This window comes from Stenotrophomonas sp. RIT-551, from assembly GCF_026241915.1.
GTDB lineage: Bacteria > Pseudomonadota > Gammaproteobacteria > Xanthomonadales > Xanthomonadaceae > Stenotrophomonas > Stenotrophomonas bentonitica_A.
On record NZ_JAPJIU010000002.1, the window covers coordinates 52,826 to 66,728 of the forward strand.

At 67.9% G+C, this 13,903-nt stretch carries 11 protein-coding genes; 3 read left to right on the forward strand and 8 right to left on the reverse strand.

Translation table 11 applies throughout. The features are described 5' to 3' along the window. Positions 1–25 precede the first annotated feature (25 nt). Positions 26–1,513, forward strand: a complete 1,488-nt coding sequence (locus ORK51_RS02855) for a phospholipase effector Tle1 domain-containing protein (RefSeq protein ID WP_266083924.1) — start codon at positions 26–28, stop codon at positions 1,511–1,513. On the opposite strand, the gene ORK51_RS02860 is transcribed toward ORK51_RS02855, so the two are convergent. The 7 genes from ORK51_RS02860 to ORK51_RS02890 form a co-directional block, all read right to left on the reverse strand. Next, complete coding sequence (locus ORK51_RS02860) at positions 1,486–2,346, reverse strand: ferritin-like domain-containing protein (RefSeq protein ID WP_266083926.1); 861 nt, start codon at positions 2,344–2,346, stop codon at positions 1,486–1,488. The genes ORK51_RS02855 and ORK51_RS02860 overlap by 28 nt on opposite strands. Positions 2,347–2,355: 9 nt before the next feature. Continuing rightward, entirely contained in the window at positions 2,356–3,822 is a 1,467-nt protein-coding gene (gene purF, locus ORK51_RS02865) for an amidophosphoribosyltransferase (RefSeq protein ID WP_019185825.1), read from the reverse strand. 30 nt (positions 3,823–3,852) lie between these two features. After that, positions 3,853–4,584, reverse strand: a complete 732-nt coding sequence (locus ORK51_RS02870) for a CvpA family protein (protein WP_266083929.1) — start codon at positions 4,582–4,584, stop codon at positions 3,853–3,855. 58 nt (positions 4,585–4,642) lie between these two features. Next, complete coding sequence (locus ORK51_RS02875; RefSeq protein ID WP_266083931.1) at positions 4,643–5,671, reverse strand: SPOR domain-containing protein; 1,029 nt, start codon at positions 5,669–5,671, stop codon at positions 4,643–4,645. Positions 5,672–5,769: 98 nt separating this feature from the next. Further along, positions 5,770–7,047, reverse strand: a complete 1,278-nt coding sequence (folC, locus tag ORK51_RS02880; protein ID WP_266083933.1) for a bifunctional tetrahydrofolate synthase/dihydrofolate synthase — start codon at positions 7,045–7,047, stop codon at positions 5,770–5,772. Between the two features lie 51 nt (positions 7,048–7,098). Further along, positions 7,099–7,743: a histidine phosphatase family protein gene (locus tag ORK51_RS02885; protein ID WP_019185829.1), complete on the reverse strand. Its 645-nt coding sequence runs from the start codon at positions 7,741–7,743 to the stop codon at positions 7,099–7,101. A 277-nt stretch (positions 7,744–8,020) separates the two neighbouring features. Continuing rightward, positions 8,021–10,183, reverse strand: coding sequence for a S46 family peptidase (locus tag ORK51_RS02890; protein ID WP_070426702.1), 2,163 nt, complete (start codon positions 10,181–10,183; stop codon positions 8,021–8,023). Between the two features lie 257 nt (positions 10,184–10,440). Between ORK51_RS02890 and tdh the strand changes: the two genes are divergently transcribed. Beyond that, on the forward strand, positions 10,441–11,463 hold the full coding sequence (tdh, locus tag ORK51_RS02895) for an L-threonine 3-dehydrogenase (protein WP_026070190.1): 1,023 nt from the start codon (positions 10,441–10,443) through the stop codon (positions 11,461–11,463). A 187-nt stretch (positions 11,464–11,650) separates the two neighbouring features. Here the strand turns inward: tdh and ORK51_RS02900 are convergent, their stop codons facing one another. Beyond that, complete coding sequence (locus ORK51_RS02900; RefSeq protein ID WP_266083936.1) at positions 11,651–12,352, reverse strand: TorF family putative porin; 702 nt, start codon at positions 12,350–12,352, stop codon at positions 11,651–11,653. Positions 12,353–12,545: 193 nt separating this feature from the next. On the opposite strand from ORK51_RS02900, the gene kbl reads away from it, so the two are divergent. Next, positions 12,546–13,757 (forward strand): glycine C-acetyltransferase, encoded by a 1,212-nt coding sequence (kbl, locus tag ORK51_RS02905; RefSeq protein WP_070426700.1) that lies wholly within the window; start codon positions 12,546–12,548, stop codon positions 13,755–13,757. Positions 13,758–13,903: the final 146 nt, after the last annotated feature.

A 13,903-nucleotide genomic window follows, 5' to 3' on the forward strand; every position in this document is an offset into this window, starting at 1 on the left:
GGCATCCTCGGGGAACAGGGACGATATGGCGGTGGCAGCTACCCAACCGACGACGGCGCCGACGGTGTCGCTGCACATCGGCCTGTTCTTCGACGGCACCCGCAACAACGCCGACAACCTGCAGCGCGCCTCGCGCCCGCCCGGTGCCACCACGCCTGCGCCGCGCCCACCTGCGGTGGTCGCCGATGATGCCTCGCCGTACCAGAGCCGCTTGACCAGCAGTTACAGCAACGGCCTGACCAACATCGCGCGGCTGCACGCTTTGTACCCGGACCATCGGCAGCTGCCGCCGGCCGGAAGCACCCTCGCGCTGTCGATCTACATCGAAGGCGTGGGCACGCGTACCGGCGAGGAAGACGACCTGATGGGGCTGGCGTTCGGCATCGGACGCACCGGCGTACGCGCCAAACGACGGCGCGCGCTGGAGCAGCTGCTGCCGGAGGCGCTGCGCCAGCTGGCCCGCGCGCAGCCCGGTCATACCCTGGGCAGCGTGCGGGTGGATCTGTTCGGTTATTCGCGTGGCGCGGCCAGTGCACGTGACGTGGTGAACGTGCTCAATGCGCCCGCCGGTGCCGCGTGGCTGCGCGAACAGCTGGTGCGCTCGGGCTGGGCGCTGGCGCCGGGATTCCCCGCCACCGCGCGGCCGGTACGCTTCGTGGGGCTGCTCGATACCGTGGTGGCGATCGCCCGCCAGCACCGCGATGAGATGCCGGCGCTCGCGCTGCGCCCCGGCTGTGCGGACAAGGTGGTGCAGCTGGTCGCCCGCGATGAACACCGCGAGCATTTCGCGCTTACCAGCGTGGCGCCCGAGCACGAAGAGATCGCCCTGCCGGGCGTGCACGCCAACATTGGCGGCGGCTACGACCAGCGTATCGAAGGGCCCAAACTGCTGAGCCGCCCGCAGGGGCAGCTGCTGCGGGGTACCGGGCTGGCGCCAGGCGCGGTGCCGCCGCTGGCACTGCTGCGCGCGAGCACGGTCTACCGCACCGCGCAGGCAACCTGCCGCCGCTGGCAGCGCACGCTCGGCCTGGGCGATGACGCGATCTGGGTCGATGTCTGGCACCAGTGGCAGCAGCAGCGCATCGCCGGCAGCCGCAGCGTGCTGCCGCAACCCACCCTGCGTGGGTACGCGGCGGTCGTCCTGCGCCGCGAGATCGATGCGCGCTACCAGTTCATCGCGTTGCGGCTGCTGCACCAGCGCGCCGCCGCGGCGGGCGTGGCGTGGACGACCTCGCCCGACCAACTGCCTGCGCTGGCGTTGCCGATGGAGCTGCAACCGATCGCAGCGCGGCTGCTGGCCGGCCAGCCGCTGGACGCCGCGCAGGAGCTGCTGCTGCGCCAGCGCTACCTGATGCAGTCCGCACATTGGAACTTCGATGCATTGGGCGATACCGCGCTGCTCTACGCCGCCGATGAAGGCACCCGGGAGTTGCCGTATCGACCCGGGCCGGGCCTGTTCTACGTCAACCGGCCGACCGCGAGCGGTCAGCGCGTGGTGCTGGCCAACACCTGACCGCGCAGCTCGGTCTGTTCGATCAGCTCGGCCAGTTCTTCCTCATCAAAGCCAGCCAGCAGGCGCGCTTCGAGATTGAACGGGCCATAGAGGTAGCCGCCGGCGTATTCCTTCAGCAGCGCCATGAAACGCGGTCGCGGCTCGACGTTTTCACGCGTGCAGTACCACCGATACCAACGCGAGCCGGCGGCCACGTGCGCCACTTCTTCGCGCAGGATGATCTCCAGCACATCGGCGGTGGCATGGTCGCCACCGGCACGCAGCTTCACGATCATGCCCGGGGTGACATCCAGCCCGCGCGCTTCGAGCACGCGCGGCACCAGCGCCATGCGGGCCAGGCCGTCATGGGCGGTCTTCTCGCACATTTCCCACAGGCCGTTGTGCGCGTCGAAATCGCCGTACGCATAGCCATTGGCCTGCAGCCGGTCGTGCAGCAGCATGAAGTGGCGCGATTCGTCATCGGCCACGCTGACCCAGTCGGCATGGAACGACGTCGGCAGGCCGCGGAATCGGTACACCGCATCCCAGGCCAGATCGATCGCATTGAGTTCGATATGCGCGATGGCATGCACGAAGGCGGCACGCCCCTCCACGCTGCCCAGGCCGCGCCGCGGCAGATCGCGCGGGTGGACCAGGGTCGGCCTGGCGGGGCGGCCCGGCATCCGGATCGGCGCCGGTGGCGGCGCATCGGCCGGTGCCTTGAGGTGACCGGCCCGGAACTGCGCGGCGTAGTGCTGGGTCAATGCGACCTTGCGCAGCGGATCCGGCTCGGCCAGGCACTGCTGCGCGGCCTGCAGCAGATCGCCGGCCGCGCTGTCCAACACATCACTCATGCCCTGCCCTCAGGCGCGACGCTTGTGCTTGGCATCGTCCGAACGCAGCTGCTGGATGCGCTCGAAGTAGCCCGGCTCGATCCCGGTCGGGTAGACGCCGTTGAAGCACGAGGAATCGAACGACTTCAGCTCCGGATTGCCTTCGCTCACCGCCGCTTCCATGTCCTCGATGTCCTGGTAGATCAGCCAGTCGCAGCCCAGGTGCTTCTCGATTTCTTCGATGCTGCGGTTGTGCGCGACCAGTTCTTCGGCCGCCGGCATGTCGATGCCGTAGATGTTGGGGTAGCGCACCGGCGGCGCGGCGCTGGCCAGGTAGACCTTGCGGGCACCGGCGTCGCGCGCCATCTGCACGATCTGCTGGCTGGTGGTGCCGCGCACGATCGAGTCATCCACCAGCAGCACCACGCGGTTGCGGAACTCCAGGTGGATCGGGTTGAGCTTGCGGCGCACCGACTTCACGCGCTCACCCTGGCCCGGCATGATGAAGGTGCGGCCGATGTAGCGGTTCTTGATGAAGCCTTCGCGGTACTTCACCCCGAGGGTGTTGGAGATCTCCAGCGCGGCATCGCGCGAGGTATCCGGGATCGGGATGATGGTGTCGATGTCGTGGTCCGGGCGCAGGCGCAGGATCTTCTCGCCCAGCTTGATGCCCATGCGCATGCGCGCCTTGTGCACCGACACGTTGTCGATCATCGAATCCGGGCGCGCGAAGTACACGTACTCGAAGATGCACGGGCTGTGCTCGACCGGCTCGGCGCAGACTTCGGAGAACAGCTCGCCGCGCGCGGTGATGACCAGCGCTTCACCCGGGCGCACGTCGCGCACGCGCTGGAAGCCGAGCACGTCCAGTGCGGCCGATTCGGAGGCCACGATGTATTCATCGCCTTCGGCATGGGCGCGCTTGCCCAGTACCAGCGGGCGGATGCCATGCGGATCGCGGAAGGCGACCAGGCCCAGGCCCAGCACCACGCTGATCACCGCATAGCCACCCTTGACCCGGCGGTGCACGGCGGCCACGGCGCGGATCGCCGCTTCCGGGGTCAGCTGGCGCTGCGCGTCCAGTTCGAAGGCGAACACGTTCAGCAGCACTTCGCTGTCCGAATCGGTGTTGACGTTGCGGCGGTCCTGCTCGAACACCTGCTGGCGCAGGGCTTCGGTATTGATCAGGTTGCCGTTGTGGGCCAGCGCGATGCCGTACGGCGAGTTCACGTAGAACGGCTGCGCCTCGTCCATGCCTTCCGAACCAGCGGTGGGATAGCGCACATGCGCGATGCCGACGCGGCCTTCCAGCGTGGACATCCGCTTGGCATCGAACACATCACGCACCAGGCCATTGGCCTTCTGCACGCGCAGGCGGGTGCCATCGGCGGTGGCGATGCCGGCCGCGTCCTGGCCACGATGCTGGAGGACGGTCAGGCCGTCATACAACTGCCCGGCGACGTTCTGGTTGCCGACGATTCCGACGATGCCACACATGGTGCGAGTTCTCCGCTGGGCTGCGCCCATCTACAGTAAAGGTGGCCGTGCCTGGCCGGGGGTACCGTTCCGTGCCGGAGCGGTGTCGTCCGGACGCGGGTGCGCCGGCTCGATATTGACTGGCAGTGTGGAAGCCGGCCCGCGCGCCGCAGCGTCGGCAGGTGCCGTCTCCCTCCCCTCGTCAACGGGACGCGGCCATCCGCGCCCTGCCACTACCTCGCCAAGGACGCCATTATCGCCTGTCGCGAGCGGCTTGCCCAAATCCATCGTCGGCAGTTGCGGCAGATTCACCTCCGGCAACGCCATCTCGGGCAGCTGCGCCTGCATCCAGCGCACGCCCGGCTGCAGCAGCGGACGCACCTGCGAGGTCTGCCAGGCCGGCTCCTGCGGCAACGGTGTGAAGGCGGCCAGCATCAGCAGCACGCAGCCCAGGAAGGCGCCCCGGACCAGGCCCAGCGCGCCGCCCAGCATGCGGTCGGCGCCCGTCAGGCAGGTGACCTTCACGGCGGCCTTGATCAGCATGCCGATCAGGCCCACCGCGATCATGACGATCAGGAAGACCCCCAGATAGCCGGCAACATAGTGGCCGGTGCCCGGTTCCAGGGGGGCGGCCCACCCGTGCGCCGCGTCGTTGCCGAACAGGAATGCGGCCCAACCGGCCAGCAGCCAGGACAGCGTGCCAACCACGATCCCGACGAAGCCGCGCATCAGCCCCAGCAGGACCGAGGCGCCGATCAGGACCAGCAGGACGATGTCGATCATGCCGTCAGGCCGCGCGGCAGGCGCCGTCCAGCAGATGCGGGGCGGCGCAGGTCAGGCATCAGGGATGCGGGCGGACCATGCCGGCCACGCCGACCTTGGCGGCGACCTGGGCCTTGAGGTTCTCGGCATCGGCGCGGTTGGCGACCGGCCCGACGCGGACCCGGTTGAGGGTGCCCTTGTCGGTACGGACCTGCTCCACGAAGGCGCTGAAGCCGGCGGCGCGGACTTTGTCGCGCAGCGCGTTGGCTTCGGTGGCCTGGCCAAAGGCACCCAGCTGCACGGCGAAGCCGACGCTGCTGGCCGCCGGGGCCACCGGGGCAGCAGGCGCCGCAGCGGCAGCTTCGGGCTTGGGTGCCGGTGCCGGCTTGGGTTCGGGCTTGGGCGCGGCCGGCTTCGGTTCCGGCTTGGCGGCCGCGAACGGTTCGGCCGGCAGGGATTCGGTTTTCACCGTGTTGCCCGATGGCGCGGCGGCGGCGCTGGAGGCCGGCGGTGCAGCCGAGGGAGTCGGTGCGGTGGCGGCCGGGGTCGCGGCAACCGCGGTGTCCGCGCGCGCATCGAGGGTGATCACCTCGGCCTTGACGTCGTTGCGCACCTTCACCGCCTGCAGGCGGCCCGCTTCGGCCAGCGCACGATCGGCGTAGGGGCCGACACGCACGCGCCAGGCCTGGCGGCCGTTGATGGTGGCCGGCTCGCGGAAGCCCGCCAGCTGGGCACTCTTCAGCGAGGCGATGACGCGGTCGGCATCGGCTTCGCTGGCGTAGGCGCCAAAGCTCACGGCGTAGTTGCCGGCGGCCACGGCCGGCGAGGTATCGGCCGGGGCCGGATCGGCGGCGACGGCAGCGCTGTCGGCCAGCGGCTGGGTGGTGGATGCCCCGCTCTGCAGGCCGGTGGCGCCACCGGTCGGTGCGACCAGCGGCAGCTCGCGGGTTTCGAACTGGCCATCCGATGGCGCGGCCGGTGCGCTGATCGGCACGTTGGCGACACCACTGTCAGGTGCGGGACCCTTGACCAGCATGGGCAGGAAAATCACGGCCAACGCCACCAGGACGATGGCACCAATCAGTCGCTGTTTCAGAGGAGTATCCACGTGAAGGCAGGCAGGCGGCGCGGCGGAATGCCACGGCGATTATACGGGTGCGCGCGTGTGCGGCGGCTGATGCGGCTGAACGGCACCGCAAAGCGCCCTCAGGCGCCGGGGTCGAGCGTCTGCAGCGCCTGTGCGGCGGTATGGAAGGAGCCGAACACCAGCACGCGGTCGCCGGCGTTGGCCTGCGTCACGGCATGCTGCAGGGCCTCCACGACGGTCGCGTGCGGCGTTGCGGCGGCCGCAGCCGTACCCGCCAGGCGTGCCCGCAGTTCCGCGGCACTCTGCGCACGCGCGCCCTCCAGGCCGGCCAGATGCCACTGCTGGACCTGATCGGCCAAGGCATCCACGACACCGGCAGCATCCTTGTCCTGCAGGGCAGCGAACACGGCGATGGTGCTGCCGGTGACGGGACTGGCCTTCAGCGCCGCCGCCAGCTCACGGGCGGCCTGCGGGTTGTGGCCGACATCGACCAGCACCTCCACACCATCACGATCGAAGGATTGCAGGCGGCCACGGATGCGCGCGGCCGCCACGCCCTCGATGAAAGCGGTGCGCGGCAGCGGGCGATCCAGGGCACGCAGCGCGGCAATCGCGGTGGCGGCATTGGCGCGCTGGATCGGGCCACGCAGGGCCGGGTGCGGCAGTTCAAGCCGGAAGCCGACATCACGCCAACGCCAGCGTTCGCCATCGATGGCCTCGGCGAAGAAGTCGCTGCCGCCGCGGATGGCATTGGCCCCGAGCAGGTAGGCACGCGCGAGCACGCTCGAGGGCGGATCGATTTCGCCCAGGATGACCGGCTTCCAGCCCCGGATGATGCCGGCCTTCTCGGTGCCGATCGCTTCGCGGTCCTCGCCCAGCCAATCGCTGTGATCGATGTCTACAGTGGTGATCACCGCCACGTCGCCATCGACGATGTTCACCGCATCCAGGCGCCCGCCGAGGCCGACTTCAAGCACGGCCAGATCCAGCCCGGCCTGCGCGAACAGATGCAGCGCGGCCAGGGTGCCGTACTCGAAATAAGTGAGCGTGGTATCGCCGCGCGCGTCTTCGATGGCGTTGAAGGCGGCCATCAGCGCGTCATCGCTGGCGTCCTGCCCATCGATGCGCACACGCTCGTTGTAGCGCAGCAGGTGCGGCGAGGTGTACGCGCCGACCTTCCAGCCGGCCGCACGGGCGATCGCCTCGATGAAGGCAACCGTGGAGCCCTTGCCGTTGGTGCCCCCGACCACGATGCTGCGCTCGGCCGGTGCGCCCAGCCCCATCGCCTGCGCCACGGTACGCACCCGGTCCAGCCCCATGTCGATGGTGGCGGGGTGCTGCTGCTCGATGTAGCCGAGCCAGTCGGAAAGGGTTTGCGGGCGGGCGGTGGTGGTCATGGTCGTTGGATCGGAATCGTTGGGGCGGACGGCAGGATGGGACGCAGTGCGTTACAGCGCGCGGTGCTTGGCTTCGCCGAAGAACGGCGTGTGGTGGGCACAATCGTTGAGGCGGACCACTTCCAGTTGGTCCAGGTCGGGCCCTTCGAGCAGGTTGAGGGTGGTCGGTGCCTGGCGGAAGGTCCACAGCCGCGAGATCGGCAGGCCGAGGATGCGGCACAGGATCACGCGGTTGACGGCGTCGTGGGCGACCACCAGCAGGGTGTCATGCTCGCCGAGGCCTTCGGCGGCACGGGCCAGGCCGCGCCAGCTGCGCTCGAGCACCAGGCGCAGCGATTCGCCGCCGGGCATCAGCACGGTATCCGGCTCTTCGCGCCAGGCGCGCAGGCGGGAGGGATCCTTCTCGTGGATCTCGCTGGCCAGCAGGCCTTCCCATTCGCCGTGGGCGATTTCCTGCAGGTCCGGCTCGGTCAGCAGCATCGGGGCTCGCTCGGCGCCAAGGGCGAGCTGGGCGGTCAGCTGGGCACGCACGAGCGGTGAGGCGACGGCGCGGGTGATGTCGACCGAGTTGAGGCGTTCCCCCAAGGCCTTGGCCTGGGCTTCGCCGATCGGCGACAACGGGATATCGATCTGGCCTTGGTAGCGGCCTTCGGCATTCCACGGCGTTTCGCCGTGACGGGCAAGCAGGATGCGCATGCGGACAAGGGGTCCTTGGGGGGAGGAGGTTGCGGCGTTTCGTTCACATCCTGTGAAACCACACCGAACAGGGATCATACCCGGTCGCGGCGGTGAAGCTGTGCGGCGCTTTGCGCTTCGTTGCTTGCGGGCATGCTGGCTTGCTGGCCTCCCTTGCCCGGCCCAGGCCGGCGCGCCCCCACGGGGGAAAACAAGGCGCCGCGGGCTTGACTGTACGTCGCACATAAAAAAAACCCCGCAGATTTCGCTGCGGGGTCATCGAAACCGACGTGTCGGCTTACTTGCTGAGGTTCAGTTCCTTCAGCAGCTGCGGCGCCGGCGCCACTTCCTGCATGATCCACTGCATGTAACGGCTGTCCACGGCAATCATGCGGGTCATCACCGGATCGAACACCCAGTTCGAGCTCACCGATTCCCAGTTGCCGTCGAAGGCCAGGCCGACCAGCTTGCCGTTGGCATCGAGCACCGGCGAACCGGAGTTGCCACCGGTGATGTCCAGGTTGGACAGGAAGTTCACCGGCACCGAGCCGATGCGCTTGTCTTCCAGCCCGCCATAGCGCTTGGCCTTGACCGCTTCCAGCAGCGCCTTGGGCGAATCGAACGGGTCTTCGCCGGTTTCCTTCGCCGCCACGCCTTCCAGGGTGGTGAACGGGGTGTAGTTCACGCCGTCCTTGCCGTAGCCCATGACGTTGCCGAAGGTGATGCGCAGCGACAGGTTGGCGTCCGGATAGACGAACTCGCCCTTGCTCTTCTTGTAGTCGGCCACGGCCTGCAGGTACAGCGGGCGCGATACCAGCGACTCGCCTTCGCGGGTCTTCTTCTGCTCTTCCTGCTGCAGCAGCGCCGGCATCACCGCCACCGCGTACTGGATCGCCGGGTCGGTGCTGGCTTCGAAGGCAGCGCGGTCGGCCTTGAACCACTTCAGGCGCTCATCCAGGCTGCCCAGCTTGGTGCCCGAGAGCTTGCCGACCAGGCCATCCACGGCGGCCTTGTCGCTGCCGGCCAGCCACTGGTTGAGCACCTCGTTGCTGCGCTGCGCGGCCGGCAGGGCCACGTACTGGCTCAGCCAGTAGGTCTGCAGCTGCTGGTCCATGCGCGGCACGTAACGGCGGTCCATCTGCTTCAGGCCGCCTTCGATCGAGGGCAGGTCACGTTCCTGGTAGCCGACCTCACGCTCGGCATCGGCCTTGCTGCGTTCAATCGACAGGCGGTACAGGGTGATCGCCGAGCCCACTGCGGAGGTGCTGTTGAACTGGCTGACGAACAGGTCGCGCTCACGCGTGGCCTTGCTGGTGTCCAGGTGCTGGATCAGCTGCGCATGTGCGGCCAGGGCCGGCTTGCCGGCGGCACCGCGCTTCTTCAGCCAGGCCAGCACGGCGGCTTCTTCGGCCTGCTTCTGGCCGGCCGCGTCGATGCGCTTGAAGCCTTCCAACTGGCCCGCGTAGTTCTTGGCCACGTTGTTCATGCTGGCCGCGGTGGCGGCGTACTTCACCTTGACGTCCGGGTCGGCCTTGCCGGCCTCGTCGATCATCTTCAGCACCGCGTTGTAGTGGCGCGCGATGGTCGGGTAGGTCCAGCTGGCGGTTTCATTGAACTCGCCGGCCAGGGCGTAGCGGTTGGTGCGCCCCGGGTAGCCGGCCACCATCACGAAGTCGTCGGCGCCCAGCGGCTGGTCGGCGAACTTCAGGAAGTGCTTGGGCTGGTAAGGCACGTTGTCGGCCGAGAAGGCGGCCGGCTTGCCGTCCTTGCCCACGTAGGCGCGGTAGAACGAGAAATCGCCGGTGTGGCGCGGCCACATCCAGTTGTCGATGTCGCCGCCGAACTTGCCGACGCTGCCCGGGGGCGCGTAGACCAGGCGCACGTCCTTGATTTCCATGTTGCGGAACAGGCGGTAGGTGTTGCCGCCGGAGAAGCTGTACAGGCGGCAGCGGAAGCCGGCATCGGCTTCACAGGCGGCGGTCTGGGCCTTGTCGAAGGCCTCCAGCGCGCGGGTCCGGGCCAGCGGGTTCTTGCCGGCGGCGGCGATGGCGGCCTTGGCCTGGTCGGTGACGTCGGTGATCTGGTCCAGCACGAACACGCGGGCGTTCGGGCCGGCGCTCAGTTCGTCCTTCAGGGTCGGGGCGTTGAAGCCGTCCTTGATCAGGTTCTTCTCGGCCGTCGAATTCAGCTGGATCGCACCGTAGGCGCAGTGGTGGTTGGTGACCACCAGGCCCTGCGGGGAGACGAAGCTGGCGGTGCAGCCGCCCAATGCCACGACCGCGCCCATCGGGTCGCCGGTCAGGTTGGAGATCTGCTCCGGGGACAGCTTCAGGCCGGCCTGCTTGAGCGGGCCGGCGATTTCCGGCAGCTGCTGCGGCACCCACATGCCTTCAGCGGCATGGGCGACCTGGACCAGCCCAAGGCTGGCGACGACGGAGAAGGCAAGCAGGTTCGAGCGCATTGAGCAGCCCCTGGTGAAAGAACCGCCGAGTGTAGCCCAGCCCCCTGCCCCGGCCCGATCCCCGGAAGTCATGGGCTGGGCCATGCCGCCGTCCGCCGGGCATGGCCCGGCGAGCGCAGCGGCGCCGTTCGAAACGCCCACGCACCCCCGCCTTTCGTTCCGCCAGCGCACCCGCAGCGCAACATGGGAATTCCGCGCAGCCCTTTATAATCCGCGTTTTCCCCCAGATGAGTTCCACCCCGATGGCGCAGCAAACAATGAAGGCCCTGGTCAAACGCGAAGCCGCCAAGGGCATCTGGCTGGAAGAGGTTCCGGTCCCCACTCCCGGCCCGAACCAGGTCCTGATCAAGCTGGAAAAGACCGCCATCTGCGGCACCGACCTGCACATCTACCTGTGGGACGAGTGGAGCCAGCGCACGATCAAGCCGGGCCTGACCATCGGCCACGAGTTCGTCGGCCGCATCGCCGAGATCGGCCCGGGCGTGACCGGTTATGAAATCGGCCAGCGCGTCTCGGCCGAAGGCCACATCGTCTGCGGCCATTGCCGCAACTGCCGCGGCGGCCGCCAGCACCTGTGCCCGAACACCGTGGGCATCGGCGTCAACGTCAACGGCGCCTTCGCCGAATACATGGTGATGCCGGCCAGCAACCTGTGGCCGATCCCGGACCAGATCCCGTCCGAGCTGGCCGCCTTCTTCGATCCGTACGGCAACGCCGCGCACTGCGCGCTGGAGTTCAACGTGATCGGCGAGGACGTGCTGATCACCGGCGCCGGCCCGATCGGCATCATCGCCGCGGGCATCTGCAAGCACATCGGCGCGCGCAACGTGGTGGTCACCGACGTCAACGATTTCCGCCTGAAGCTGGCCGCCGACATGGGCGCCACCCGCGTGGTCAACGTGTCCAACACCTCGCTCAAGGACGTGATGAAGGAGCTGCACATGGAGGGCTTCGACGTGGGCCTGGAAATGAGCGGCAACCCGCGCGCGTTCAACGACATGCTCGACTGCATGTACCACGGCGGCAAGATCGCCATGCTCGGCATCATGCCCAAGGGCGCGGGCTGCGACTGGGACAAGATCATCTTCAAGGGCCTGACCGTGCAGGGCATCTACGGCCGCAAGATGTACGAGACCTGGTACAAGATGACCCAGCTGGTGCTGTCCGGCTTCCCGCTGGGCAAGGTGATGACCCACCAGCTGCCGATCGATGAGTTCCAGAAGGGCTTCGACCTGATGGAACAGGGCAAGGCCGGCAAGGTGGTGTTGAGCTGGAATTGATCACCTGCGCCTTCGGCACAGATGATCAATGGTCCAATCCACCGTATTCCCGCGCCGTTGGCGCGCCCCCTTGAACAGGAAGGGGGCGGCGCTCCAGCAGGGGTTCCGGTGTGAGACCCACAGAGAAAAGGCGCCCATCCGGGCGCCTTTTCTGATTCGCGAGGTGGTCGGCGGTGTCGGGCGCCGGTTACTGCCCGATGCCGACCGTGAACACCACGCGGCTGTCGGCCAGCTTGCCGGAGTTGTCGCGGCCGTTGCCGTCGGTGCCGTAGTAGCCCAGGCCGAGATTGAACAGGCCGAACTGGCGGCTGACGCCGACGTTCCAGTCGGTGTAATCCTTGGAGATGCCTTCTTCGAAGGTGCTGCGGCCGACGTTGGCGCTCAGCGTGAAGTCCTGCGGCAGCGCCCACTCGCCACCCACGGCGTAGTACCACGCATCGGTGCCCGAATTGAACACGTCGTTGGTGTAGGTCAAGGTCAGGCTGTACTGCTTGGCGAAGGTGGTCTTGGTGATGAACTCGTTGTACGCCAGTTCGCTGGAGCCCGGGTAGGTGTAGCGGTTCAGCAGCAGGTCCAGGTTGACGGTGTCGGTCACGTCGAAGGCGTAGCCGATCAGGTAGTCGACCTCGGCATCCGGGCCGCCATCGCCAAAGTCCACGCCCGAGCCCCAGACACCGGCGTACAGGCCGACCGGCGAGGTATAGGTGAAACCGGCCTGGATCGTCGGATCTTCATCGGTCTGGGAGACACCGCGGAACACGTAGTCCGACACGCCGGTCACGTTCCAGCTGAAGGGAGAGGCGGCCTCGTCCTGGGCACTGGCGGCAAACGGGGCAAGCAGGGCGGCGCAGAGCACAACGGCGGCGGTACAGCGCGTGGCGTGGTTCATGCGGGGTCTCTCCAGACGTGGGGGTGGGCGGAACGGTGCGGTTTACAGTTTTTTAACCTGATTGATATTGCGATGCAACAATCACGTCTGCAACGGTTCCCCGCCGGCCCCGGCGCGATCGACCGGACATGCAACCCGGCGGCCGCCTGCGACAGGTAAAATCCCGGGTTTCCCGTGCCGAAGACTGCCTGCCATGACCGACGCCACCACCGCCTCGCTGACCCAGCACTACGTTGAAGAACTCGAGGCGATACGCGCCCAGGGCCTGTTCAAGTCCGAACGCATCATCACCAGCCCGCAGTCGGCCGAGATCACCCTGGACGACGGCCGTACCGTGCTGAACTTCTGCGCCAACAACTACCTGGGCCTGGCCGACCATCCGGACCTGATCCAGGCGGCCAAGGACGCGCTGGATACCCACGGCTTCGGCATGGCCTCGGTGCGCTTCATCTGCGGCACCCAGGACCTGCACAAGCAGCTGGAAAAGCAGATCGCCGGGTTCTTCGGCAAGCAGGACACCATCCTGTACGCGGCCTGCTTCGACGCCAACGGCGGCCTGTTCGAGCCGCTGCTGGGCGAGCACGATGCGATCATTTCCGATTCGCTCAACCACGCCTCGATCATCGACGGCGTGCGCCTGTGCAAGGCCAAGCGCTTCCGCTACGCCAACTGCGACATGGCCGATCTGGAAGCCCAGCTGCAGGCCGCCGATGCGGCCGGCTGCAGGACCAAGCTGATCACCACCGACGGCGTGTTCTCGATGGACGGCTTCATCGCCCCGCTCGATGAGATCACCGCGCTGGCGAAGAAGTACAACGCGCTGGTGCACATCGACGAATGCCATGCCACCGGCTTCCTCGGCGCGACCGGCCGCGGCTCGGCCGAGGTCAAGGGCGTGCTGGAGAAGATCGACATCATCACCGGCACCCTGGGCAAGGCCATGGGCGGCGCACTGGGCGGTTTCACCTGCGCCAGCGCCGAAGTGATCGAGCTGCTGCGCCAGCGCTCGCGCCCGTACCTGTTCTCCAACTCGCTGCCGCCGCACGTGGTCGCCGCCGGCATCAAGGCCTTTGAAATGCTGGCCGCCGCCGACGACCTGCGCAGCACGCTGGCCGAGAACACCGCCTACTTCCGCGAGAAGATGACGGCTGCCGGCTTCGACGTGAAGCCGGGCGTGCACCCGATCAGCCCGGTGATGCTGTACGACGCGCCGCTCGCGCAGAAGTTTGCCGAGCGCCTGCTGGAAGAAGGCATCTACGCGATCGGCTTCTTCTTCCCGGTGGTGCCCAAGGGCCAGGCCCGCATCCGCACCCAGATCAGCGCCGCGCACACGCGTGCGCACCTGGACCGCGCCATCGATGCGTTCACCCGCATCGGCGTCGAGCTGGGCGTGATCAAGGGCTGAGGGCCGCAGCCGACCAACGGTCGGCACGGCCGTAGCACCCGCGCATTGCGGAGGTAGAGCCGACCGTTGGTCGGCTGCCTCTCGTCGCAGGTCATGAACCTCCGGCATGGGGGCACGCTTTGCGTGCTCCAGCCGACCAACGGTAG